Here is a 24,877-nt window from a genome sequence, read left to right on the forward strand (position 1 = left end):
CCGCCGGAGCGGGATTATCCTTTCCAACCGTCCAAATAGACGACCTTTTCCACCCCGACGAAACGCGCCAGGCGTTCGAGCTCGGCTTCGAGCTTTTCGAACCGCCCTGCAGATGCCTTGACGCGCGGCTCCAGCCATAGCCTTTTGACATCCAGCGTACCCTTCTTGCGGTCGGCCTTCATGTCGATGCGGCCTATGAGCCTGTCGCCTTCCAGGAGCGGGAAGACATAATAACCATATTCGCGCTTCGGCTCCGGCACGAAGACTTCGATACGATAGAAGAAACCGAAAAGACGTTCTGTCCTGTTTCTGTCGCGAATCATCGGATCAAACGGGCTGAGCACCCGGATTCGCGACGGCGCTTCGGGAAAAGTATCCATCGCGCCGAAAAAATTCGCGAAAGCCCATGAGGTACGCGGCTTGCCGCCAAGCGCAGGTTCGATCATCACTTCGATCAGTTCATCTCTGTTTTCGGCAACCCAGCTCTTGGCTTCGTCCGGCGACAGCAGATCCCAGAAGGCGGCAATTTCGCCATGTGTGGCAAAGCCCAGACGAGTGAGCGCACTGCGGCAGGCCCAGTCGACGAATTCCTCGCGGCTCACCTCCGGCTCGCGGAATTCGGCGGGAATGACGCGCTCGACGAGATCGTAGATCTTCTGAAAGTTAGAGCGGCCGGCTATCGCGAATTTGCCGGTGCGCCAAAAATATTCGAGCGCCGTCTTGTTCGGATGCCAATTCCACCAGCCGCCGGAAACGTGGCCATCCGCCTTCATATCGCGCGCCAGGATCGCCCCGCCCTTAACCACACGATCATAGGTCTCCTCGAAGGAGGCTTCGAAACCCTCGCCGCGCCATTTGCGCCAGCGCTCGACAATTGCCTTTTCCTCGTCGAGGAACTTGTGCTTCCAGTATTTGAAGAAGGCGCTCGGCACGATGGAGGCATCATGCGTCCAGTGTTCGAAGAGCGTACCGTCCTTTTCCAGAAGCGCGGTCAGGTGTTCGCGCCGGTATGTTTGGTTGCGGGAAAAAAGGATCTGATGATGGGCGCGCTCCACCGTCTGGATGCTGTCTACCTGCACGAATCCGAGATCGTGGATGAGGTCCAGCAGGCCGGCTTTGGTCAGCGCGCGGTTTGGCGGGGCGCTCAGCCCCTGCTTGGCGAGAAAGATACGGCGGGCATCGGAATTGGAGAGCAGATTCGTCATGTCGCCATCATAGCGCGGAAAATCTTCCTAGCCACCCGATACCATATTCCCACCGATCTGATTTTGATCCTTTATCGCACGGCCGCAGCCTTATAGAAGCAGGAACTCAAACAAGGGGACCCATACTTGGATATTCGTTTCGAGAGCGCGGGCGCCAGTTTCGGAGCAAGGGTCGCAGTGGAGCCGCTCACATTGTCTCTCACCGAAAACCGCCTCGGCGTCATCGGCCTCAACGGTTCGGGCAAGACGACCTTCGCGCGGATGATCAACGGGCTGACCAAACCCACCACCGGCAAGGTCACCGTCAACGGGCGAGACACGCGCGACGAGAAGACGGCGCTGGCCGATGTCGGCTTCATCTTCCAGTCGCCGCAGAACCAGATCATCCTGCCGATCGTCAGGGACGACATCGCTTTCGGGCTGAAGGGCCGTGGCTTCACCAAGGCGGAGATCGATCGAAAGGTCGAGATGGTGCTAACCCGCTTCAATGCCGGGGAACTCGCCACTCGCCGTGCGCATGAGCTTTCGGGTGGCGAGCTCCAGATCGCGGCGCTCTGCTCCGTGCTGGCGACCGGTCCCAATATCCTTATCCTCGACGAACCGACAAATCAGCTCGACCTGCGCAACCGCGCGCTGGTGCAGAAGATCATCGACGGGCTCGAAGAAAATGTCGTCGTCATCACCCATGATCTCGAATTGATTTCAGGTTTCGAGCGAGTGCTGCTGTTCCACGAAGGCAAGCTGGCGGCCGATGCGCCGGCAGCAGAAGCGATCGCCCACTACAGGGAGCTTGCGGCCTGATGCAATCGCTTTATGTCGAAGGCAACAGCGCCCTGCACCGGCTTTCGCCTCGGGTAAAGGTCCTTTCGCTCTTCCTGCTCGGCCTAGTGCTGTTCATCAGCAGCAATATCCCGCTGCTCGCAGTCGTCATGCTGCTGACCGTGCTCGCCTATCGCAGCGTCGGCATGCCGATGAAGGAATCAGCCGCTCGGCTGAAACCGATCTTCCTGACAATCGCGTTCGTGGCGCTTATCACCTTTATTGTTAATCCGTGGCATCAAGCTTTGGCAACGTTGCTACGGCTGACCGCGCTGATGCTGTTTGCCGCCGCCGTGACGGCCACAACGACGATCGCCCAGTTCATGGACGAGATAACGACGCTTGTGCGGCCAGTGGAACGCATCGGCTGGGTGAACGCCACTGATGTTGGTTTGGCGGTCGGTCTCGTGCTGCGTTTCGTGCCCGAGATCATTGCCCGCTACCATGCGATCAGCGAGGCACATGCTGCCCGCGGTCTGAAAGTGCGACCGACGACGATCCTTACCCCGCTCATCATTTTAACACTAAGGGATGCGGATAATGTTGCTGCGGCAATTGACGCGCGCGGCATTCGACGGCATGTCAGTTAACGTTTTGTGAATTGGAGATCACGATGAGCACGCGAGACCTCGTTCTTACCGCTCTTTTCGCCGCGATCATTGTGGCCCTCGGCCTGCTGCCGCCTATTTATGTCGGTATTGTCGCAGTTCCAATTACGGCACAATCGCTCGGCGTGATGATGGCAGGCGTCGTCCTTGGCGCGAAACGTGGCTCTATTGCAGTGCTTATTGTAATTGCGCTTGTCGCAATGAACCTACCAGTGCTTTCGGGTGGCCGCGGCGGAATGACGGCCCTTGTCGCTCCTACCTCAGGTTTCCTATATGGCTGGGTGGTCGCTGCTTTTGTTACAGGCTTCCTCAGCGAGCGGCTGGTCAACGCCGGACAGTCAAGCCTCGTGCAGACGGTGAGCTTTTTCCTTGCTGCCGTCATCGGCGGCATCTTCGTGCTCTATCCATTTGGCATTGTCTTTGCGGCTATCGTGGCCGATGTCACCTTGCAGAAGGCCTTCCTCGGCAGCCTTTTCTACATCCCTGGGGATGTCATCAAGGCCTTCGTAGCGGCTCTTGTTGGCCGGGCTGTTATGGTCGGCTACCCGTTGCTGCCGGTTCGCGCCTAATCCAGAAAGCCGTATAGCCAGTCGCGCGTCTCTTCGGGAAGCGCGGCCGGCGAGCCGTCCTCACGGCTGCGTGCCTGCCAGGTGATCTCAACCTCGGCGGCACGCTCGTCTTCGATCTCGGCAGCGATAAGGAAGCCGATGGAACGGACACCGATCTTATCGACACCGGCCGTGAAGGTTACCGTCTCGTGATAGTGCAGTGGCCGGTGAAGGATGCAAGACACCTTGGCGGGAGTATAAACAGGCTCGTCCTCCACGCGTGGTCTCAATGACCAGAAACCTGCAAGTACGGATTCCGCATAGGAAATATAGGAGGCCAGAAACATCTGGCCGTTCATATCCACATCGCGAAACGGTATGCGCAATTCCACCACGTCCGGGCGGTTTGTCTTACTCATTTACAGGTCTGCCTTGCAGGTTATCACTGCGACCCTAGCACGGGGTCCGGCGAAGTAAACGAAACAATTAAATTAGCGTAAACGCGGGCACACGGCTCTTAACTGCGGCGATGCGGCTTGTTGAAATCGGCAGGCAGCGCCCCATCTGCTGTGGATCATGACATATACGACCGATAGAGTGCCGGCATGAGCACCCGTCTTTACGAACATCCCATCTTTCTTGAGCACGTGACGCCGTCAGGCCATCCCGAGCGCTCCGACCGCATCCGTGCGCTCAATGTGGCGCTGGAGCATCCGAATTTCGAACGTCTCGACCGAAAGGAAGCCCCGCAGGCGAATGAAGATGCGGTGCTGCTTGCTCATCCGGAAGAGCATCTGATCGCCGTCATGCGGCAGATTCCGGAAGAGGAAGACAAGATCAACCAACTCGAGGCCGATACTTACGCAAGCCAGAAGAGCTTTCAGGCCGCGCTGACAGGCATCGGCGGAGCGATGGCTGCCGTCGACGATGTATTCCGAGGCAAGGCGGACAATGCGTTTGTCGCAGCCCGCCCGCCAGGACATCACGCCGAGAAAATGACGGCCATGGGCTTCTGTTTCTTCAACAATGCAGCGATCGCTGCCCGCCACGCACAGAAGGCTCATGGTGCCGAGCGTGTGGCCATCGTCGACTGGGACGTGCACCACGGCAACGGCACTCAAGATATTTTCTGGGACGATCCCTCCGTTCTCTTCTGTTCCACCCACCAAATGCCGCTTTATCCCGGTACGGGCGCCAAGGACGAGAACGGCGTGCATGGCACGATCGTCAATGCACCGCTTTCGCCCAATGTGGGCAGCGACCATTTTCGCGAGGCCTTTAAGTCGCGCGTGCTGCCGGCGCTTACCGATTTCCGGCCCGACCTCATCATCATTTCGGCCGGTTTCGACGCGCATCACCGCGATCCGCTGGCGCAGATCAACCTGACGGGCGAGGATTTCGACTGGGCAACGGGGCGGCTTCTGGAGGTTGCCGACCGCAGCGCCGATAACCGGGTCGTCAGCCTGCTCGAAGGCGGTTATGATCTGGAAGGACTCGCCGAGTCGGCGGGCATGCATATTCTGAGAATGATGAAGGGTTGAGAATGACTGACAGCGCCAAGCCGGAGGTTTCCGGCCTTTCCTTCGAAAAGGCAGTGGCCGAACTCGAAAGCATCGTTGCGCGCCTGGAGCGTGGCGACGTGGCGCTGGATGAATCCATCGAGATCTACGAGCGCGGCGAAGCCCTGAAGAAGCATTGCGAAACGCTGCTTTCTGCTGCCGAAAACCGCATCGAGAAGATCCGCCTCGACCGCGCCGGCAAACCGCAGGGCGTGGAGCCGCTCGACGGCGCTTGAAGCGCGTACCGAAACTCCCTTTCAAGCCACTTGGCGACCGGCTTCCGGCCGATCTATGATCCCTCGATAAACATCAAGGGAACAGCAAGATGACGGACAGATTGAAGAGCAAGGTTGCTATTGTCTCGGGTGGTGCGACCGGCATGGGGGGTGCTGCCTCGAAACTCTTTGCGGCTGAGGGCGCGCGCGTCGCCATCATCGATCGCAATGGCGAGGCGGCAGCGAAAACCGTCGATGACATCCGCGCTGCAGGCGGCGAAGCCGATTACTGGACGGCCGACGTCTCCGAAGAAGCAGCCGTCAATGCCGCGGTCGCCGGCGTCGAGGAACGCTACGGGCCGGTGACTGTGCTTTTCAATCATGCCGGCACGATCGTCATCAAGCCGTTCCTGGAAACCACGCTGCAGGAATGGGATTGGCTGCACGCCGTCAACGTCCGCTCGATGTTCCTGATGACCAAGGCGGTGCTGCCGAAGATGATCGAAGCCGGCGGCGGATCGATCGTCTGCACCTCGTCGATCTCGGCGGTTGCCGCCACGCCGATGGAAGTGCTCTACGACACGACGAAGGGCGCGGTGCATATGTTTGCGCGTGCCATCGCCGTGGAGTTCCGGGACCGCAACATCCGCTGCAATGCCGTCTGCCCGGGCTTCATCCGCACACCGCATGGCTTGCGCGAAGTGAAGGAACTGCAGGCGCATGGCGTGGATGTCTCGGATGCGGCAATTGCCGCCCAGCAGGGCCGGATCGGCGAACCTGAGGATGTCGCCCGTGCGGCGCTCTATCTTGCCAGCGATGAATCGATCTTCGTCAATGGGGCGCATCTTTTCGTGGATAATGGCTTCACGGCGATCTGAGCGCTTCGCCGCTATCTGACAAACTGACCCTTTCGCCACAGGCCAGCAGACGTTATCTGTGGCTCCAGGCCTTTGTGATCGGAGTGCGTCATGTCCTTCTTCCCTGGTAAAGATCCCCTCCCCGGCGATGCCTTCGCCTGTGACGCGATCGAGAACCTCATTATTCCGCGCACCAGCGATATCGGCGGCTTCCAGGTCCGCCGCGCCCTGCCGACGCGGCAGCGCCGGCTCGTGGGGCCGTTCATCTTCTTCGACCGCATGGGGCCGGCGATCCTGAAGCCGGACGAGGCGCTGGATGTGAAGCCGCATCCGCATATCGGGCTTTCGACAGTCACCTATCTCTTCGACGGGGAAATCCGCCATCGCGACAGTCTCGGCACGGAAAAGGTCATCCGTCCCGGTGACATCAACCTGATGACTGCCGGTCGCGGCATCGTGCATTCCGAGCGCACGCCGGACAATCTGCGCGGCCATCCGCTCTCCATGTCGGGCCTGCAGACATGGCTGGCACTGCCCGATGACAAGGAAGAGATCGCTCCGTCCTTCGCCCATACCGAAAAGACCGACATGCCGCTCATCGACGATGGCGGAGTGACTGGTCGCGTCGTTATCGGCTCGTTCGAAGGGCTGACCTCGCCGGTCAAAGCCTTCACCGATACGCTCTACGCCGATATTTCCCTCCAGCCGGGTTCGAAATTTCCCTTCGGCGCAGCCCATGAGGAGCGTGCCGTCTACGTGCTTGCGGGCGAAGTCGTCATTGCCGGCGACCGGTTCGCTGCAGACCAGCTTCTCGTCTTCCGGCCAGGCGATGCGATCACACTGGAAGCGGGTGTCGAGGGCTGTCATCTGATGCTGTTCGGGGGTGCTGCACTCAATTCGAAACGCTACATATGGTGGAATTTCGTGTCTTCCTCGAAAGAGCGGATCGAGAAAGCCAAGGAGGAGTGGCGCACCGGCCGCTTCGATATCGTTCCCGGTGACGAAGAGGAATTCGTGCCTTTGCCGGAGGGCTGAAGTGCTCTAAGGTGAAAATCTTGCGGTTATGCAAATGCAGTTGTTTTGCCGCAATTCAATCGAATAAAGCAAAGCCGATCAGTCAAAGAAGAGCGCCAGCCCGTGACACAATCCCCGAAGACCCCGCTGCTCGATCAGGTCACCTTTCCGGCCGACCTGCGCAAGCTCGAGGATCGCGATCTGCCACAGCTTGCACGCGAAGTGCGGGATGAGATGATCGATGCCGTTTCCCGCACCGGCGGGCATCTTGGCGCCGGTCTCGGCGTAGTGGAGCTGACGATCGCCATTCACAGCGTCTTCAATACGCCCGACGACCGGCTGATCTTCGATGTCGGTCACCAATGTTATCCGCACAAGATCCTGACCGGGCGCCGCGACCGGATTCGGACGCTGCGCCAGGAAAACGGCCTCTCGGGCTTCACGCGCCGGGCCGAAAGCGAATACGACCCGTTCGGGGCTGCGCACTCCTCCACCTCGATTTCGGCCGGTCTCGGCATGGCGGTCGCTGCCGATATCGACAAGACGGACCGCCGTGTGATTGCCGTTATCGGTGACGGGGCGCTCTCGGCCGGCATGGCCTACGAGGCCCTGAACAATGCCGGCGCGCTCGACGCGCGGCTGATCGTCATCCTCAACGACAACGACATGTCGATCGCGCCGCCGACGGGTGCTATGAGCGCCTATCTCGCCCGCCTTGCTTCCGGGCGCACTTATATGGGCTTCCGCGATTTCGGCAAGAAACTGACGGCCTATCTCGGCAAGAATGTCGACCGCGCGATCACTCGCGCCGTCGAGCATGCCCGCGGTTACGTGACCGGCGGGACGATGTTCGAGGAGATGGGCTTCTATCATATCGGGCCGATCGACGGTCATTCCTTCGATCACCTTCTGCCGGTGCTGCGCAATGTGCGCGACAACGCCAACGGGCCGGTGTTGATCCATGTGGTCACGCAGAAGGGCAAGGGCTATCCCCCGGCGGAAGCCGCAGCCGACAAATACCACGGCGTCAACAAGTTCGACGTCATCACCGGCGCGCAGGCGAAGGTGAAGCCGAATGCGCCGAGCTATACCAATGTTTTTGCCGAGACGCTGATCCAGGAAGCCACGCTCGACGACCGCGTCGTCGGCATCACGGCCGCCATGCCGACTGGCACCGGCCTCGACAAGTTCGCCGAGATCTTCCCGTCACGCTGTTTCGATGTCGGTATCGCCGAACAGCATGCCGTGACCTTCGCGGCCGGTCTTGCCACCGAAGGTTTCAAGCCGTTTGCAGCGCTCTATTCCACCTTCCTGCAGCGCGCCTACGACCAGGTCGTGCATGACGTGGCGATCCAGGGCCTGCCGGTGCGCTTCCCGATCGACCGCGCCGGGTTCGTCGGCGCCGACGGGCCGACACATGCGGGTTCATTCGACACGGCCTTCCTTGCCACCCTGCCCGGCTTCGTCGTCATGGCAGCGGCAGACGAGGCGGAGTTGAAGCATATGGTGCGCACGGCGGTCGCCTATGATGCCGGCCCGATCTCGTTCCGTTATCCGCGCGGCGAAGGTATCGGCGTCGACATGCCGGAGCGTGGCCATATTCTCGAGATCGGCAAGGGCCGCATTGTCAAGGAAGGCACGAAGGTTGCGCTTCTTTCCTTCGGGACGCGGCTTGCCGACTGTCTGCTGGCGGCCGAAGATCTCGATGCCGCAGGCTTGTCCACCACCGTTGCCGATGCGCGTTTCGCAAAGCCGCTCGACCATGCCCTGATCCGCCAGCTTGCGCGCCACCACGAAATCCTGATCACTGTAGAAGAAGGTTCCGTCGGCGGTTTCGGCAGCCAGGTCATGCAGTTCATGGCGATGGACGGTCTTCTTGACCGCGGGCTGAAGGTGCGCACGCTCGTCATGCCCGATATATGGATGGAGCAGGCAAAGCCGGAAGCGATGATCGCCCATGCCGGACTCGACCGCGCCGGCATTGTTTCGACCGTCTTCAACGCGCTCGGACGGAGTGTTGCGGTCGGCGTGGCCGGTTAAGGCAGCACGCCGGAACCGCATCTGTTTATTCCGGCTTGTTACCGTCACGGTAGAAGATCATGCCGCCGTGATGCAGCACGCCGTCGACGAAATCGCCATCGGCAGTGAAGCCGGTATCGTCCCAATATTCGATATGGTCGCCGGTCACTTCATAGCGCCCCTGATAGGCGCTTTTTCGTGTACCTCGCGCCTCGTCATAACGGCCGTTCGGCAGCAGTTCCTGGCGGATATGGCCGTCGCCGGTGATCCACATGCCGAGGTAGGGGTGGTTCTGCATGTTAGTTTCCTCTGAAAGAGCGGATGAGGCGGCAAGCGAAATGACCGTCCCGACAAGTAGCGAGCGGAGCGCCATGGTCACATTCCCACGCTCAGGGTCGGGCGGACGGTGATGTCGTTGACGTCGACATCATCAGGCTGCTCGATGGCGAAGCGGATCGCCCGGGCGATGGCGTCGGGCTTCAGGGCGATCTCCCGGAACGAGGCCATGGCCTCGGCCGAGAAAGGTTCGGTGATCGTATCGGCCAGCTCGGATTCGACGACACCCGGATAGATGCAGGTCACGCGCAGCTTCTTGTTTTCTTGGCGAAGACCATCGGAGATCGCCCGCACCGCGTATTTCGTTGCGCAATAGACGGCGGCGGTCGGCACCACCGACAGACCTCCAATGGAGGAGATGTTGATGATCTGCCCGCGCTCCTGCGCATTCATGATCGGCAGCACGGCGGCAATGCCGTAAAGCACGCCCTTGATATTGACGTCAATCATCCGGTCCCATTCCTCGACCTTGAGCGAGGACATCAGCGACAGCGGCATGACGCCGGCATTGTTGATCAGCACGTCGATGCTGCCGAAAGCGTCGACCGCCGCCCTGGCGAAAGCCTCGACATCGGCACGGTCGGTGACGTCGAGAGCCCGGAATTCCACGGTGCCGCCGCCATCGCGGATCTCCTTTGCCAATTGTTCCAACCGCTCGGTGCGGCGCGCGCCGATCATCAGCTTCGCGCCGGCCGCGCCCAGTTCGCGTGCGGTACCGGCTCCGATGCCGCTGCTGGCACCCGTGATCAATACCGTCTTTCCTTTGATACCAGTCATGCTCTTTTCCTCATGCTTCGATGGGACCTCAGCCGAACGCTGCCGATCCATGTGCATGAGATTGGGCTTGAGGAGCACAAACCGATAGCAATCTTCTCCGGATTTCTTGCACGATCCTCCGAAAACGGCTGCAGGTGCTTGGCATTTATAGCAGCATCGGCCATGCTCTCTGCATGGAAAAGATTACCGGTCTTGCAGAATTGATCGATCGCCATACTGGCACGGATGGCAGCTTCGACACAGCGCTGCCGCGCGTCGGCATCATACGATCCTCCGCGCGCACGGAGCCGATCCATACGCTCTACGAGCCCTCGCTCTGTATCGTGGCGCAGGGGCGCAAACGTGCTGTCATCGGCGACAGCGTGCATGTCTATGACGCCGCGCATTATCTCGTCGTCGGGGTCGACTTGCCCGTTATCGGTGCGGTCGTCGAGGCGAGCGCCAACCGACCCTATCTTTGTCTGAGGCTGCAGCTCGACCGCAGCCTGCTGGCCGAGATGCTTCCTGCCGTCCACGGAAGGCTGCCGGAAAGCCCGGCGGCGGGGGTGAGCGCGACGACGCCTGAACTTATCGATGCAGCCACGCGCATGCTGCGGCTGCTCGATACGCCTGACGATGCCGAGGTTTTGGCACCACTGATCGAGCGGGAAATCCTCTATCGTCTCATCCGGGGGCCGCAGGGCGCGCTCTTGCGGCAGATCGCCAATGGCGAGAGCCGGCTCAACCAGATCGGTCGGGCGATCGATTTCGTGCGGAAGAATTTCAGCGAGCCTTTCGCCATCGACCATCTGGCTTCGGTGGCGGGCATGAGCGCCTCATCCTTCTACGAGCATTTCAAGACGGTGATGGCGATGAGCCCGCTGCAATTCCGCACCCAGCTTCGCCTGCAGGAGGCGCGGCGGCTGATGGTGACCGAGGGTTTGAGCGCTGCCGAGGCGGGTTTCCGCGTTGGGTATGACAGTCCTTCGCAGTTCAGCCGCGATTATGTGCGCGTGCACAACGTCCCGCCACGGCGGGATATCGAGCGGATGCGCGCCTCCGCCGGGTAAGCGCAAAGAGAAAGGGCGGCCTTGAATGCCGCCCTGCCCTTTTTCGTTTCCGGAGAGATCGTTCTCAGAACTCGGTCCAGTCCTCCTGGACAGCGACGGCTGCGGCCGCCGGCTTGCCACCGAAGGCCTTGCTAATCTTGCCGGCGAGCGCACGGGCCGGAGAAGCAACCGGGCGGGACGCGGCGGTTGCTGCAACCGTTCTCTGGACCGGAGCGGCAGCCTGGGCGCCGAGCTTGAACTGGCGCAGCAGGTCGTCGAGGGCGGCCGCTTCCTGGGCGAGCGCGTGGCTTGCGGCCGTCTGCTCCTCGACCATCGCGGCGTTCTGCTGGGTACCCTGGTCCATGTTGTTGACGGCGGTATTGATCTCCTGCAGGCCGATCGACTGTTCGCGGGTGGCCGTGACGATCGCGCCCACATGGCGGTTGATTTCCTGAACCTCGGCGACGATCGCTTCCAGCGCCTTGCCGGTTTCACCGACGAGGCCGACGCCCGAATTGACCTGTTCGCTCGACGTGTTGATCAGTGCCTTGATTTCCTTGGCGGCATTTGCCGAGCGCTGGGCGAGCTCGCGCACTTCCTGGGCGACGACGGCGAAGCCCTTGCCGGCTTCACCGGCGCGCGCGGCTTCGACGCCGGCGTTCAGAGCGAGAAGGTTGGTCTGAAAGGCGATATCGTCGATGACGCCGATGATGTTGGAGATCTCGCCCGAGGACTTTTCGATCTGCTGCATGGCCGAAACCGCTTTGCGGACGACTTCGCCGGATTTTTCAGCGCCGAGGCGGGTGCGCTCGACGAGGTTGCCGACATCTTCGGCGCGCTTGGCGGAGTCGCGTACCGTCGTGGTGACTTCTTCGAGAGCGGCGGCGGTCTCCTCGACGGCAGCTGCCTGCTGTTCCGTGCGGTGGGCGAGATCGTCGGCGGCAGAGCGGATTTCGCTGGCGCCAGCGTTGATCGCCGAAGCGTTGCGGCCAACGGATTGCAGGGCAGCCTGCAGCTTTTCGAGGGCATTGTTGAAGTCGTTGCGCAGGCTGTCGTATTGCGGCGCGAAGGGGGTGTGGATGCGGGCTGCGACATCGCCATTGGCAAGACCTGCAAGACCACCGGCCAGAGCTTCGACAGCAAAGCGGAGTTCGCCTTCTTCACGAGCCTTCTGCTCATCGCTGATCTGACGCTGGCGCTCGGCTTCGCCGCGCATGCGATCGGTTTCGCCGGCAAGCTGCTGCTTTTCAATCGCCGCTTCTTTGAACACCAGCACGGACTGGGCCATGCGGCCGACTTCGTCCTGCCGGTCGGTGGCCGGGACTTCGATATTGTTGTCGCCGCTGGCCAGTCGCCCCATGGCGGCAGTCATGCCGACGATCGGGCGAACGATCGTGCGCGACAAGGCCCAAGCGAGAGCGGCGGCAGCAAGCGCGGCAGCAATACCGCCGGCCAGAAGGGTGGTCTTGAGATCGCTATTGGCGTCAAGCCGAGCGGCAGCGAGAGCCGTGGAGTTCTCGCGAGCAAGCGACTTGATCTTGGCGGAAGCGGCGCGGAAGCCGTCGAGTTGGCCCTTGGTGGCGTTGACGCCGATCTTGACGATGTCTGCGATCGGGGTTTCGGTTTCCTTGCGCGCCTTGGCCTGCGGCTCGGCGAGCTCATGGAAATAGAGGTCTGCAGCCTTCTGCATGTCGTCGATCATCGACACCAGTTCAGGTTGGGAAGCAGCGGTCTGCTTGGCGGCGGCAATCGCCTTCAGCATGCGTTCGCGGTTGGCGAAAATATCGGCATAGGTGCTGTCGCTGCGGAAGAGGATGAAGCCACGCAGGTTGACGGCCTGCTCGAGCATCGCCTGCAGCGCGTCATCGATCTGGTTGACCAGAAGCTCGGATTTTTCCTGCTCGGCGGAAGCGCTCGCCGAGGCGGTTGCCTTGGAATAGACGAAAGCGGAAACGGATACGAAAATAAGGATGAGCGCTGCGAACGTGGCCGCAAGCTTCCCGTTCAAGGATATGTTTCGGGCGAACATCGGTCAATTTCTCCTGGCGTCAAAAGGCGCGACAAGGGGCGGCCGCTGCGAAACGCAGCCACAAGACTTCTCGGTAAGGAACATGATCGGCGGGGAGGACGCGGCGCCTTCATGGCACGAAGCGATTCAAAAGCGAACCGCTGCAATCACCCGGGAACCTATGGGAGGAGGGATTTAAATTTGTTTAAATTGTGCGCTGCAACAGGGATCTGTTTAGAGAAATATATCATCGCTATCCGTTCCCGTTTTCAACGTGGCGGGGCTCAAAGCGGGTCCTATCGACAAAAATGCTTGCAACCGGCAGCTTTGCCGGTCATTCACAGCCGATGTCGGATCAGAACAGCCAGCGCCTCGACCAGCTTCTCGTCACCCTCGGCCTTTTTGCGAGCCGTTCGCGGGCGCGCGATGCCGTCTCACGGGGCACTGTGAAGGTTGCCGGCAAGGTGGTGACGAAGGCCGGCGCCGTCTTCGACCCGGACGCAGCAATCGAGATCGACGACCCGGCGCAGGACTATGTTTCGCGCGCGGCCTTGAAGCTCGTGGCAGTACTCGACCATTTCGGGCTCGACCCGGCCGGGCGGCACTGTCTCGATGTCGGCGCTTCGACTGGCGGCTTCACTGAAGTGCTGTTGGAGCGGGGGGCTGCGCATGTGACGGCTGTCGATGTCGGCCATGGCCAGATGCATCCGAGGATCGCTGCCGATCCGCGGGTAACCAATATCGAAGGACTCAATGCCCGCAATCTGACGGTTGAGGATATCGGCGAGCCCGTCGATTTCATTGTGTCGGACGTCTCCTTCATTTCGCTGAAGCTGGCGCTTGCTCCGGCGCTCGATATTGCCGAGCCAGGTTCGCTCGCCGCTGTTCTCGTCAAGCCGCAGTTCGAGGCAGGGCGCGAGGCGATCGGCAAGGGCGGACTACTCAAGGATCCGTCTTCCGGGCCTGGTGTGGCGGCAGAGCTGGAGCGCTGGTTTACTGAGGATATGGGCTGGAAGAGTTTCGGGCTCATCCCCTCCCCCATTTCGGGCGGAGACGGCAATCAGGAATTTCTACTGGCAGGGACGAAAGCGTGAGCACGGAAACCATCACCATCGACAGGCTCGGCGCAAAGGGCGACGGCATCGCCAACGGCAATAACGGGCCAGTCTATGTGCCCTTCACGCTGCCGGGCGAGACGGTCGCGATCGCCCGCGTCAAGGACCAAGGCACGGTCATGTCGATCGCCTCTGCCTCCGCCGACAGGCAGGAGCCGCCTTGCCGGCATTTCGGGCCTCACGGCGTCAACGGTACATGCGGCGGCTGCACGCTGCAGCATATGGCTGATGCGCCCTACCGCGCCTTCAAACGGCAGCTCGTCATTGATGCGCTGAGGTCCAAGGGACTGGCGCCCGAGGTCGGCGAGATCGTCGCTGCCCATCCCGGCGAGCGGCGGCGGGTGGTATTCGCCGCGCGCAGGACCGAGAAGGAGATGCTTGTCGGATTCAACCAGGCCGAAAGCCATCACATCGTCGCCATAGAGGAATGTCCCATCTCGTCGGCAGGGATCATCTCCCGGCTGCCGGCGATCAAGGCGGTCGGGGCGGCAGTCGCGACCAATGCCGATGCCTTCCGGATTGCGGTTCTGGAAACGCTCTCCGGCCTCGATCTGGCTGTCGAAGGCGTGAAGAAGCTTTCCGACCAGCAGCGCCGCAAGGCGGTCGAGATCGTCCTCGGCCTTCGCGGCATCGCCCGCGTTTCGCTCGATGGCGAAATTCTCATCGAGCCTGCGAAACCGATCGTCGAATTCGGCGGCGTGCAGGTTTCCCCGCCCGCCGGCGGCTTCACGCAGGCGACGAAATCGGCTGAAGAGGCGATGGCGAAGCTCGTGCTTGCCCATGTCGGCAAAGCCAAGCGGATCGCCGATCTCTTCGCGGGCGCGGGCACATTTTCGCTGCAGCTTGCCCGTCTCGGCCGCGTGCACGCCGTCGAGGGCGACGGCAAGGCGATTGCGGCGCTCGACCATGCAGCTCGCAACACTCAGGGGCTGAAGCCCGTGACAGTCGAAAAGCGCGATCTCTTCCGCCGCCCGCTGATGACCTCTGAGCTCAAGGCCTATGACGCCGTCGTCTTCGACCCACCGCGGGCAGGCGCGGAATTCCAGTGCAAGGAATTGGCACGTTCGGCGGTGAAGAAGGTTGTTGCGGTAAGCTGCAATCCAGTCACGCTTGCCCGCGACCTCGCGCTCCTCGTCGAAGGCGGATACCGGATCACCTCGGTCACGCCCATCGACCAGTTCCTCTGGACCGCGCATGTCGAGGTCGTGGCGACGCTGGAGAAATAGTCACCTGCGGACTCGCGACCGTGAAACGGCATCGCAGCGCGGGGGTTAAGCGCGCTGCGAACGGCGAGGCCGTGAGTAAATTCGGACAAGGGTGTCGTACGAAATACGCCACGCGCCCGGACGGTTGGGGGATCCGTCTTCCCTTCAATAATTAGATCGTGCTTAAGGGAAGCTTTAAATTGACATTTGATAATAACCACTGATTTTTAGGGGCTCAGCGGCGCAGGAAAGCCTCGAAGGCAGCGCGAGCCTCAGCGCTTTTAAGGCGTGCGGCGAAATGGCGAGCCTCTTCATCAATGCGCGCGATGATCTCCTCCCGCGGCCCGCGAAGGAGGTCGCGGGCGATCTTCAGCGCTTCCGGCGGTTTGGCGGCAAGCTTTGCGGCCGCAGCCATCGTGTGGCTTTCCACCTCTTCCGGTACCGTCACCTTCCAGATCAGGCCGGCTTGTCTCGCGTCCTCGGCCGTGAAGCCTTCGCCGGCGGCAAGCATGGCGAAAGCCCGCTGATGGCCCATAATGCGCGGGACGATCAGGCTGGAGGCCGCTTCCGGCACCAGTGCCAGATCGACGAAGGGCGTGCGGAATTGACTGCGGTCGGAGGCAATTGTCAGGTCGCAATGCAGGTTGAGCGTCGTGCCGATGCCGATCGCCAGGCCATCGACACCTGAAACAAGAGGCTTTTCGGCATTGGCGAGCGCATAGAGGAAATCGACGAGCTCCCGCCCCATGCCGCCGCCCTGGGCTGCGGCGAGGAAATCGCCGATATCGTTGCCGGCCGAAAAGCTGCCCTCAGTGCCGAGAAAGACCGTCACCCGGATGCCAGCATCGCCGTTTGCGGCATTCAGGGCGTCCGTCATCGCGCGATACATATCGCGGGTGAAGGCGTTCTTCTTTTCCGGCCGGTTGAAGCGGATGATCTGGACAGCCGGATTTTCTGCGGATCGCTCGATGATGACGGGATCACTCATTTTCAGCTCCTCAGGCAAGAACGGCGCGAGCGGCAGCAAAGCTTTCGGCGCCATGGACGACACGGTCCTTCAGCGCCGCCGTTTCGGACAGCAGGTTTTCGGCCGTAAAGCGGCAGAGCGCGATACGCCCTTCGCCTAGTCCGTCTGCCGTGTTGGCAAGGCCGCCCTTGGCAAGATAGCATCCGGTGAGAACGAGGCCGAAAAGGCGCAGATAGGGCGTGGCACCCGATAGCGCCTCCGCCGACCTGCCTTCGGCGAGGCGCTCAAGAAGCCAGCTTGTGGCGTCCTCAAGATCGGCAAGGGAAGATCCCAGCCTGTCGGCCGTCGCGCCGAAACCGTCGAGGTTTGAACTACGGACAGCCTCTGCGATCGCCTTCAACTCGGTAATGAAGCCCCTGACCTGCTTGCTATCGGACAAAGGCAGCTTGCGAGTGACGAGATCGATCGCCTGAATGCCGTTCGTGCCTTCATAGATCGGGGCGATGCGGGCATCGCGAAGGTAGCGGGCAGCACCCGTCTCCTCAATGAAGCCCATGCCGCCATGCACCTGGATGCCGAGGGAAGCGACATCGACGCCGGCATCCGTCGCAAAGGACTTGGCGATCGGCGTCAGCAGCGCTGCCCGTTCCCGCCAATGCTCCTGGCGTTCCGTGGCGCGATGGGCCATGTCGATCGCGTGCGCGCAGGCATAGGTGATGGCGCGCGACCCCTGCGTCAGCGCCTTCATCGTCAGCAGCATCCTGATAACATCGGGATGTTCGATGATCGGGCTCATGCCGGAGCCGCGCCAGCCGGGCGCCTTGCCCTGCGTGCGCTCCTTCGCATAGGCGATCGCCTTCTGCGTCGCCGCTTCGCAGATCGCCACGCCCTGCATGCCGACGGCGAGGCGGGCGTTATTCATCATCGTGAACATGCAGGCGAGGCCCTTGTTCTCCTCGCCGATCAACCAGCCGACAGCGCCCTTCCCGCCGAATTTGCCGTCGCCATAGATCATGGTGCAGGTGGGCGAGCCATGGATGCCGAGCTTGTGCTCAAGCGAATGGCAGTGGAGATCGTTGCGGGCGCCGAGCGAGCCGTCTTCGTTAACGAGGAATTTCGGCACGAGGAAGAGCGAGATGCCGCGCGTACCATCAGGCGCATCCGGCAGGCGGGCGAGGACGAGATGGATGATGTTCTCGGCCGCATCGTGCTCACCCCAGGTGATGAAGATCTTCTGGCCGAAAATGCGATAGGTGCCGTCCTCGCGGCGTTCGGCGCGCGCCTTCAGCACCCCGAGATCGGAGCCTGCATGCGGTTCGGTCAAGTTCATGGTGCCGGTCCATTCGCCAGAGACCATGCGCGCAAGATATTTTTCCTTGAGAGCGGCACTGCCATGAACGTTCAGCGCTTCGATGGCGCCCATGGTCAGCGTCGGGCAGAGGGCGAAGGCCATGGAACCGGAATTCCACATTTCCAGCGCTGCGACATTCAGCATATGCGGCAGAGCCTGGCCACCGAATTCCTCCGCCGCCGTCAGGCCGTTCCAGCCGCCGGCTGCCCAGTTGCGGTAGAGATCGCGCCATCCATCGGGCGTTTTCACCTCACCGTTGGAAAGACGGGCGCCCTGGCGATCGCCGACGTCGGCGAGAGGGGCGATTTCCTCCGTGGCAAATCGTCCCGCCTCTGCAAGGATGGCTTCTACGAGATCCTCGCCGAGATCGCTTAGAGGACCGCCGTCGATCGCCTCCGCCATGCCGGCAACATGCTTCAGCGTGAACGCGATTTCCTGGACGGGCGCTTTATACATCTTATTTCCTCCGCATTCAGCTCACGCCCGGCAAAGCCGGTGCATAAGCGCCTCCATCCGAAGAGCTAATTGATTTTTACGTAAACGTCAATTTAGTTTCCGTCGATAATCTCGATCGAGAGCGCCTTTCCGCTTGTGCACTCGCCCAAACAAACGTCATGGAGAATCTCTAAGCGTGTCGCGGTCTTTCAGGTCGGCAGCCGCGCAGTAGGTCTTTGTTTTGCGCGTGCCGTCATCGCAAAACCACTGTGCAGTTTTGAGTGACATGCTTTAGTAGAACTGATCGTTTTCGCGAGAGGATCGGCAATAATGGATACCTTGCCTGTCAACATACCCGGCCTCGTATGGGCCTACCGTTTCTCGCCGGAAAGCAAGAAGGCCGCGCGGCTGCAAAACAGCGCGACGGCCGCGGAGCTGACTGCGGAGGAGGGTTTCTATTGGCTGCATCTCAATCTTGCCGATGCCCGTGTCCCCGCTCTGCTCGACACGCTCGGCGTGATGGATGACGCCAAGTCGGCGCTGACCACGCGCGACACGCACGCGGTCCTGACTGTCGATGAACAGATGCTCTACGGCACGCTTGTGGACTGCCAGCGCGAATTCGATCAGGACACTGCCGATCTCGGCTGGCTGCATTTCGCCATCTCCGACCGCTTCATCATCACCACGCGCCTGCAGCCGCTGAGAAGCGTGGAGCGGACACGCGTGATGATCGACAAGAATCCCGGCAAGTTCACCCGGCCCGTCGACCTCTTCGAGCTGCTTGTGACCGAGTTCCAGCGCACGCTGATCTCCGTCGTCATCGAGCTCACCGAAGAGCTCAACCTGATCGAGGACTTCGTCTACGACAACGCTCCGCGTGACGAACGTCGCAGGCTTGCTCCCGTCCGCCGCACGATCGTGCGCCTGCATCGCCACCTGCGCACGGTTCTCGCGCTGATGCGGCGAGCGGCAGCCTCCGACGAAGACGAAATGCCTTTCGGCTTCGACGATATTGCCGGACGACTGACAAGCCGGCTGGAGACAGTCGATCACGATGTCTATGCGCTGCAGGACCGGGCAAGGCTGCTGCACGAAGAAATCGACTCCAAGCTGTCCTCGGAGACGAACCGCCACCTCTACATCCTGTCGATCATGACGGCCTTCCTGCTGCCGCCGACGCTGGTGACCGGCTTCTTCGGCATGAACACCGCCAACCTGCCCTTCGCCGTCGGAGACTACGGCACGGAATATGCCGTGGGGCTCATCCTCGCCTCTATTGCGTTGGCGTGGTGGCTCTTGAAGCGAGTGGATATTCTTTAGAGCTTTTCCTGGTCAGCTTGCAGCATTCTCACCAGGAAAGGCTCCCAACGAAAACGCCCGGCTCGATGGCCGGGCGGGTTAATCAATCTCGGGTTTCCCTCAATAGTAGGGCGAATAGCACTGCTGACGCGGACCGTTATAGGGCTGGAACGTATTGTCGTAGACCCTGTAGGAGCGGTAGCGATTTTCGCACCACGCGACGTGGCGCGGCGTCATGCCCGAAGGAGCCGGTGCAGGCGCATAGTAGCGCGGCTGAGCGACGACGGCGCCGCCGACGATGGCACCGGCACCGAAGGCGGCCAGCGGATACCAGTAGCCGTTATAGCGGCGATAGCCCGGACGATAATAGGAATAACCGCGATAGCCGCCGTACCAGCCGGGACGGTAGGCACGAGGGTAGTAGCCGGGGCGATAATAACGGCGGTACTGGACGGTTTCGACAGGCGACGATTTCTCCACCTGCGGGGCGGCCGGCATCTGAATTGCCTGCGACGGCACGAAGCTCGTCGCAACGACGGCGGCGGCCATAACCGCAGTCGCGACCCTTTTACTCAGCCCAAACATTGCGTATCTCCGATCAAGAGCGAAAAAAACCTGCCCGGTAACGGATAGAATGGGAAATTGTTCCCAAAAGATCCGAAAACGGCATCCACGCTCCGTTTTTTACCGAAGGCCAAATGAACCGGGCATTAACCGCTGGCGACCGTCCTCAGGCAACGACCGAAAGCTTTGCCTGATCACCCTGCAACCGATTGACCATGAAGCTCGAATACCACTCGAGGAACTGCATGACGCCGCCTTCATGAGCGGCAGAATAGGGACCGGGCTCATAGGCCGGCGAGTGGATGCCGAAGGCGTTCTCTTCGACGATGCGGCGATCCTGATCGTTGGTTTCGGTCCAGACGTGGGTCAGTTCCTCGAGATTGTAGTCTACTCCTTCGACCGCATCCTTATGGACGATCCATTTGGTCGTCACCGCCGTCTCGTTGGCACTCAGCGGCAGCACCCGGAAGGAGATGGCGTGGTCGCCGAGCAGATGGTTCCATGTGGTCGGATAGTGGAACAGCAGCATAGTGCCGATGTGGCTGATCTTGACATCGTCGGAGAGCGGGCGCTTGACGGCGGGCTTGCCGGACATGGTGTAGCTTTCGGCGTCCTCGATCAGCGGCATGCGGGCGGTGCGGAACTGTCCGTCCGGCGAGATCTGGAACTTGCTCGGCAGGCCGGCCGCTTCGCAGCGCGCCCAGTGGCCGGCAATCTCCGGATCGTCGGCACCACCATCCGTGCCGGTTACGCTCGGCGCTTCCGGATAGGTGCGGCAGAGCTCAGGATGATTTGCAGCGCAGTGATAGCACTCTCGGTTATTCTCCCAAACCAGCTTCCAGTTGCCCTTCTCGATGATGGTGCTCTGGAAGGCGATCTTGGCCTCGCTGATGTGATGAGGCGCCATATAGGGCTCGATCTTGTCGCGCACGGACTGGAAGTCCGGTGCGTTATTGGCCAGGCAGATGAAGACGTAGCCGGCGACGATTTCGCAATGGACCGGCTTCAGTCCGTAGCCGCTCTTATCGAAATCATCGCCCATGTGGCGCGCGAAGGCGAGCTTGCCGTCGAGATCGTAGGTCCACTGATGATAGGGGCAGACGAGCCGTACCGACGAACCGTGCTCCTTGGTGCAGACGCGCGAGCCGCGGTGGCGACAGCTATTGTGGAAGGCTCGAATGACATTGTCGCGTCCGCGCACGATGACGACGGGATAGTCGCCGATCTGGACGGTAAAATAGGCGCCCGGCTTCGGCAGTTCGCAGTCATGGCCGATGAACAGCCAGTCGCGATAGTAGATCATCTCCATGTCCAGACGGAAATAATCCTCATCGATGTAGAAGGGTTGCTCGAGGCTGAAACCCTCGCGGCGGCCCTTGAGCTGGCGCAAAACGTTGCTGCGAATATCCATCTGCCTATCCTCGTGCATGTGGCTGCCACTCCTTTAGAGCACGGCAGCGGAAGCGCGCCCGTTTCCTTCTCGCTCCGGAGAGCTGGTAATGGCGTCATTTAAGCACCGAGCATGCCGGTCGCTTGGTTGTAAAGCGACATCCGCTTCGAAATTGACGACAGTGAGCCGGGCATCCTCAGAAACAATCACTGACCGTTGATCGTTGTCAATTACGACATTTCGCGGCGCTTCAGAAATAAGCGAATCCAATGCTGCGGACCAATCTTGTCGCATTTGCGACATCCCGCTCTCAAACCGGCACCCGCGCCTTCTTCCCGTTATTTTAACAGGACGTTAAGCACGAAATCCTATCCTTCGCAGTGACCGACACAGCGAAGACTGCGAAAGCCATGGCCAAACTTCGATATTTCGACGCGCGGGAACAGATCAAGCCCGCCGAATCGCGGCTTCCTACCAAGCACTCGGAATTCCTGCGCACCGGCCGCATCAGCCGCCGTCGCGAAGACTGGCTTCCGGAGGAGCGCCGCTATCTCACCCATGAGGAAGTGGCTGAAAGGACTGCACGCAAGCTGCAGGCCGCCGGCGAAAAAACCCACCAGAATATCAACGGCTTCCACCGTTCCATCCAGTTCCCGAAGATGATCTTCCACCGGACGCTGGCTGACAGCCCGCATCTCGGCTACTGCCACGTCACGGCCTCACGTACCAAATTCGCCCGCTACGACGAGGTGGCATGGGCTTTCTATATCGCCAACTTCTATTCCGACATCGGCGACAACGACAATTTCTTCGACAATATCGCAGTGCAGAATTCCCGCATGTATTTCGCCGTGGCGATCAAGCCGGGCGACAGCACGCCGGAGAGGATGGTGGTCGACCGCTCGGTGCGGGGCAACGGCCTCCTCTTCCGCACCGACGATCCGCAGATCGCCATCCGCAACATCCTCCTGCTTGGCGCCCGTAACGAACAGCTGCGCCAAATCATTCGCCAACTGTAGATTCGCCGACGGTTGATCCGCCAGCTCCGGGCGGGATTGATCGCGCCGCAAGGAAGGCCTAATGACTGCCGCAGTAAAACGGGCAGGACATGGCAAGAATAATCGACATCACGGCGGACAGACAGACGGCGCTCGAAGCCGGCTGCGCGGCACTTGCCGAAGGCTTCGCGATCGCCGTTCCGACCGAGACGGTCTATGGCCTTGCCGCCGACGCCACCAATCCGGCCGCCATCACCCGCATCTATGAGACCAAGGGGCGGCCGCGCTTCAATCCGCTAATCTGCCACATGGCGGATCTTGCGATGGCAGAGGCCTATGCAGAATTCGATCCGATCTCACGCGCGCTCGCAGAAGCCTTCTGGCCCGGCCCGCTGACGCTGGTACTGCCGCTGCAGACCGGCACCGCGATCCATGCGCTGGCGACCGCGGGCCTCGACAGCGTCGGCATCCGCATACCGAAAGGCTTTACCGGCGATCTGATCCGCGCCTTCGGGCGGCCGGTTGCGGCTCCGAGCGCCAATACGTCAGGCAAAGTGAGCGCCACGAGCGCTGCCCATGTCGAAGCTGATCTCGGGGCAAAGATACCCCTCATCCTCGATGCTGGCGCGAGTACCGTCGGCGTGGAATCGACGATCGTAAAGGTCGAGAACGGCGAGCTGCGACTACTGCGGCCGGGCGGATTGCCGGCCAAGGAGATAGAGCGGGTGGCCGGCAAGCGTTTGCTGCGTTCCAAGAAAGCAAGCGCGGCGATCGAAGCGCCGGGCATGCTCGCCTCGCATTATGCACCGGGCGCAGCCGTTCGGCTCGAAGCCACAGCACTGGAACCCGGTGAAGCGTTGATTGCCTTCGGTCCAGACAGAGTGGCGGGCGCCGAGCAAGCGGCTATCACGCTGAACCTCAGCCCACGCGGCGATCTCTCGGAAGCGGCCGCCAATCTTTTCGACTACATGAAGAAGGCGGATGCCAGCGGCGCGGCCGTGATCGCCTTTTCGCCTATCCCCGACGAAGGGCTTGGAGAGGCGATCAACGACCGGCTGCGGCGCGCGGCAGCACCGCGCGAATGAGGAAAGAGGGACCCGGCTCCATGGGCAGTACAAGCATTTCTCCAGACGTTATCGAACGTTTCACCGCCATCGTCGGCGAAAAATATGCGCTGCGCAGTGAAGCTGATCTCGCGCCGCACCTCATCGAAAACCGCGGCCTCTATCACGGCTCCTCTCCTCTCCTGCTGAAACCCGGTACGGTCGAGGAAGTCTCCGCAATCATGAAGCTTGCGACAGAGACCGGCACGGCGATCGTGCCGCAAACCGGCAATACCGGCCTCGTAGGCGGACAGACGCCGCGCGAGGGCAAGGCAGACGTCATCCTTTCGCTCGAACGCATGAACAGGATCCGCGATGTCGATCCTGTCGCGAACGTGCTGGTCGCCGATGGCGGCGCGATCCTCGCCGACGTACAGAAGGCGGCCGAGGCGCATGGCCGACTGTTTCCGCTGTCGCTCGGATCGGAAGGCTCCTGCCGTATCGGCGGGAACCTCTCCACCAATGCCGGGGGAACCGCGGTTCTAGCCTATGGCAACATGCGCCAACTCTGCCTCGGCCTCGAAGTCGTGCTGCCGACGGGCGAGATCTGGGACGGGCTCCGCCGCCTCAAAAAGGACAATACGGGCTATGATCTGCGCGATCTCTTCATCGGCGCTGAGGGCACGCTCGGCATCATAACCGGCGCGGTGCTGAAGCTTTTCCCGCAGCCGCTCGGCCATCAGGTGGCCTTTGCCGGGCTTTCTTCGGTCGAGGACGCGCTCGCCTTCTTCAATCTCGCTTCCAGCCTCTGCGGCACGTCACTGACGGGCTTTGAACTGATGCCGCGCTTCGGCGTCGAGATCACCGTGCGCAATATCGACGGCGTACGCGATCCGCTGGAGACGCCGCATGACTGGTATGTGCTCATTGATATCTCCACCTCCGATTCCGCCGAGACGGCCGAGCGGATGATGAATGCCGTTCTCGAACAGGGTTTCGAAGCGGGGCTTGTGCAGGATGCGGCAATCGCCTCCTCCGTCGCACAGCAGAAGGCACTTTGGCACATGCGCGAGAGCATGTCAGACGCCCAGAAGCCGGAGGGCGGCTCGATCAAGCACGATGTTTCCGTTCCGGTTTCCAAGATACCGCAGTTCATGAACGAGGCCGGAGAGGCGGTAATGGCGGCCATGCCCGGCGCGCGCATCTGCGCCTTCGGCCATATGGGCGACGGCAACATCCATTACAACATCTCGCAGCCTGTTGGTGCCGACAAGGATGCCTTCATCGCCCGCTGGCACGAAATGAACCATATCGTGCATGGACTGGTGCTTGCCCATGGCGGTTCGATTTCCGCCGAGCATGGCATCGGTCAGCTGAAGCGTGACGAACTGGCGTCGATCCGACCGGCAATCGAAATGGAGCTTATGCGCCGCATCAAGCGTGCCTTCGATCCGGCCGGCATCATGAACCCGGACAAAGTTGTGAGCCTCAAGGATTGAGGTTCATGGTGTCGT

General features: G+C 61.1%; 24 protein-coding genes. 15 read left to right on the forward strand and 9 right to left on the reverse strand.

All coding sequences use genetic code 11. The annotated features are described in order from the left end of the window. Positions 1–14: 14 nt before the first annotated feature. On the reverse strand, positions 15–1,205 hold the full coding sequence (locus JNB85_RS29080; protein ID WP_220337870.1) for a winged helix-turn-helix domain-containing protein: 1,191 nt from the start codon (positions 1,203–1,205) through the stop codon (positions 15–17). Positions 1,206–1,331: 126 nt separating this feature from the next. Between JNB85_RS29080 and JNB85_RS29085 the strand changes: the two genes are divergently transcribed. Genes JNB85_RS29085 through JNB85_RS29095 form a run of 3 tightly spaced genes read left to right on the forward strand, consistent with a single transcriptional unit; the run spans position 1,332 to position 3,201 of the window. After that, complete coding sequence (locus JNB85_RS29085; RefSeq protein WP_220337871.1) at positions 1,332–2,006, forward strand: energy-coupling factor ABC transporter ATP-binding protein; 675 nt, start codon at positions 1,332–1,334, stop codon at positions 2,004–2,006. Then, positions 2,006–2,614, forward strand: a complete 609-nt coding sequence (locus JNB85_RS29090) for an energy-coupling factor transporter transmembrane component T family protein (RefSeq protein WP_220337872.1) — start codon at positions 2,006–2,008, stop codon at positions 2,612–2,614. Before JNB85_RS29085 ends, JNB85_RS29090 begins: the two co-directional genes overlap by 1 nt. 23 nt (positions 2,615–2,637) lie before the next feature. Next, a complete protein-coding gene (locus JNB85_RS29095; RefSeq protein WP_220337873.1) occupies positions 2,638–3,201 on the forward strand; it encodes a biotin transporter BioY in 564 nt (187 codons plus the stop codon). Here JNB85_RS29095 and JNB85_RS29100 read toward each other — a convergent pair. Next, complete coding sequence (locus tag JNB85_RS29100) at positions 3,198–3,599, reverse strand: acyl-CoA thioesterase (RefSeq protein ID WP_220337874.1); 402 nt, start codon at positions 3,597–3,599, stop codon at positions 3,198–3,200. The genes JNB85_RS29095 and JNB85_RS29100 overlap by 4 nt on opposite strands. A 186-nt stretch (positions 3,600–3,785) precedes the next feature. Between JNB85_RS29100 and JNB85_RS29105 the strand changes: the two genes are divergently transcribed. The 5 genes from JNB85_RS29105 (at position 3,786) to dxs (ending at position 8,865) form a co-directional block, all read left to right on the forward strand. After that, positions 3,786–4,721, forward strand: a complete 936-nt coding sequence (locus tag JNB85_RS29105; RefSeq protein ID WP_220337875.1) for a histone deacetylase family protein — start codon at positions 3,786–3,788, stop codon at positions 4,719–4,721. 2 nt (positions 4,722–4,723) lie between these two features. Next, positions 4,724–4,975 carry an exodeoxyribonuclease VII small subunit gene (locus tag JNB85_RS29110; protein WP_003545921.1) on the forward strand — a complete coding sequence of 84 codons (252 nt, stop codon included), beginning with the start codon at positions 4,724–4,726 and terminating at the stop codon, positions 4,973–4,975. Between the two features lie 89 nt (positions 4,976–5,064). After that, complete coding sequence (locus tag JNB85_RS29115) at positions 5,065–5,832, forward strand: SDR family NAD(P)-dependent oxidoreductase (RefSeq protein ID WP_220337876.1); 768 nt, start codon at positions 5,065–5,067, stop codon at positions 5,830–5,832. Positions 5,833–5,922: 90 nt separating this feature from the next. After that, positions 5,923–6,846, forward strand: coding sequence for a pirin family protein (locus JNB85_RS29120; protein WP_220337877.1), 924 nt, complete (start codon positions 5,923–5,925; stop codon positions 6,844–6,846). 102 nt (positions 6,847–6,948) lie between these two features. Then, positions 6,949–8,865: a 1-deoxy-D-xylulose-5-phosphate synthase gene (gene dxs / locus JNB85_RS29125; RefSeq protein ID WP_220337878.1), complete on the forward strand. Its 1,917-nt coding sequence runs from the start codon at positions 6,949–6,951 to the stop codon at positions 8,863–8,865. Between the two features lie 25 nt (positions 8,866–8,890). Here dxs and JNB85_RS29130 read toward each other — a convergent pair whose 3' ends face one another. Both JNB85_RS29130 and JNB85_RS29135 read right to left on the reverse strand, forming a co-directional pair. Then, entirely contained in the window at positions 8,891–9,217 is a 327-nt protein-coding gene (locus JNB85_RS29130) for an Atu4866 domain-containing protein (RefSeq protein WP_220337879.1), read from the reverse strand. Positions 9,218–9,219: 2 nt separating this feature from the next. After that, entirely contained in the window at positions 9,220–9,957 is a 738-nt protein-coding gene (locus tag JNB85_RS29135; RefSeq protein ID WP_220337880.1) for an SDR family oxidoreductase, read from the reverse strand. A 173-nt stretch (positions 9,958–10,130) separates the two neighbouring features. Between JNB85_RS29135 and JNB85_RS29140 the strand changes: the two genes are divergently transcribed. Next, complete coding sequence (locus JNB85_RS29140; RefSeq protein WP_220337881.1) at positions 10,131–11,006, forward strand: AraC family transcriptional regulator; 876 nt, start codon at positions 10,131–10,133, stop codon at positions 11,004–11,006. 64 nt (positions 11,007–11,070) lie between these two features. Here the strand turns inward: JNB85_RS29140 and JNB85_RS29145 are convergent, their stop codons facing one another. After that, on the reverse strand, positions 11,071–13,014 hold the full coding sequence (locus tag JNB85_RS29145) for a methyl-accepting chemotaxis protein (protein ID WP_220337882.1): 1,944 nt from the start codon (positions 13,012–13,014) through the stop codon (positions 11,071–11,073). 326 nt (positions 13,015–13,340) lie between these two features. Between JNB85_RS29145 and JNB85_RS29150 the strand changes: the two genes are divergently transcribed. Both JNB85_RS29150 and JNB85_RS29155 read left to right on the forward strand, forming a co-directional pair. Beyond that, complete coding sequence (locus JNB85_RS29150) at positions 13,341–14,087, forward strand: TlyA family RNA methyltransferase (RefSeq protein WP_220337883.1); 747 nt, start codon at positions 13,341–13,343, stop codon at positions 14,085–14,087. After that, a complete protein-coding gene (locus JNB85_RS29155; RefSeq protein ID WP_220337884.1) occupies positions 14,084–15,334 on the forward strand; it encodes a class I SAM-dependent RNA methyltransferase in 1,251 nt (416 codons plus the stop codon). The genes JNB85_RS29150 and JNB85_RS29155 overlap by 4 nt, the downstream gene beginning before the upstream one ends. 214 nt (positions 15,335–15,548) lie before the next feature. On the opposite strand, the gene JNB85_RS29160 is transcribed toward JNB85_RS29155, so the two are convergent. Continuing rightward, complete coding sequence (locus tag JNB85_RS29160; RefSeq protein WP_220337885.1) at positions 15,549–16,301, reverse strand: crotonase/enoyl-CoA hydratase family protein; 753 nt, start codon at positions 16,299–16,301, stop codon at positions 15,549–15,551. 10 nt (positions 16,302–16,311) lie between these two features. Then, complete coding sequence (locus JNB85_RS29165; RefSeq protein WP_220337886.1) at positions 16,312–18,087, reverse strand: acyl-CoA dehydrogenase family protein; 1,776 nt, start codon at positions 18,085–18,087, stop codon at positions 16,312–16,314. Between the two features lie 309 nt (positions 18,088–18,396). Here JNB85_RS29165 and JNB85_RS29170 point away from each other — a divergent pair, with 309 nt between their 5' ends. Beyond that, positions 18,397–19,389 carry a transporter gene (locus JNB85_RS29170; protein WP_220337887.1) on the forward strand — a complete coding sequence of 331 codons (993 nt, stop codon included), beginning with the start codon at positions 18,397–18,399 and terminating at the stop codon, positions 19,387–19,389. Positions 19,390–19,488: 99 nt separating this feature from the next. On the opposite strand, the gene JNB85_RS29175 is transcribed toward JNB85_RS29170, so the two are convergent. Both JNB85_RS29175 and JNB85_RS29180 read right to left on the reverse strand, forming a co-directional pair. Further along, positions 19,489–19,953 carry a BA14K family protein gene (locus tag JNB85_RS29175; protein WP_220337888.1) on the reverse strand — a complete coding sequence of 155 codons (465 nt, stop codon included), beginning with the start codon at positions 19,951–19,953 and terminating at the stop codon, positions 19,489–19,491. Positions 19,954–20,098: 145 nt separating this feature from the next. Continuing rightward, positions 20,099–21,343, reverse strand: coding sequence for an aromatic ring-hydroxylating oxygenase subunit alpha (locus JNB85_RS29180; protein ID WP_220337889.1), 1,245 nt, complete (start codon positions 21,341–21,343; stop codon positions 20,099–20,101). A gap of 389 nt (positions 21,344–21,732) precedes the next feature. On the opposite strand from JNB85_RS29180, the gene JNB85_RS29185 reads away from it, so the two are divergent. The 3 genes from JNB85_RS29185 (at position 21,733) to JNB85_RS29195 (ending at position 24,862) form a co-directional block, all read left to right on the forward strand. Further along, positions 21,733–22,341 carry a DUF6656 family protein gene (locus JNB85_RS29185; RefSeq protein ID WP_220337890.1) on the forward strand — a complete coding sequence of 203 codons (609 nt, stop codon included), beginning with the start codon at positions 21,733–21,735 and terminating at the stop codon, positions 22,339–22,341. A gap of 89 nt (positions 22,342–22,430) precedes the next feature. Further along, positions 22,431–23,405 carry an L-threonylcarbamoyladenylate synthase gene (locus JNB85_RS29190; protein ID WP_220337891.1) on the forward strand — a complete coding sequence of 325 codons (975 nt, stop codon included), beginning with the start codon at positions 22,431–22,433 and terminating at the stop codon, positions 23,403–23,405. Positions 23,406–23,425: 20 nt separating this feature from the next. Next, on the forward strand, positions 23,426–24,862 hold the full coding sequence (locus tag JNB85_RS29195; protein ID WP_220337892.1) for an FAD-binding oxidoreductase: 1,437 nt from the start codon (positions 23,426–23,428) through the stop codon (positions 24,860–24,862). Positions 24,863–24,877 lie beyond the last annotated feature (15 nt).

Origin of the sequence: Rhizobium mesosinicum, assembly GCF_019511345.1 — a bacterium.
GTDB classification, from domain to species: domain Bacteria; phylum Pseudomonadota; class Alphaproteobacteria; order Rhizobiales; family Rhizobiaceae; genus Rhizobium; species Rhizobium mesosinicum.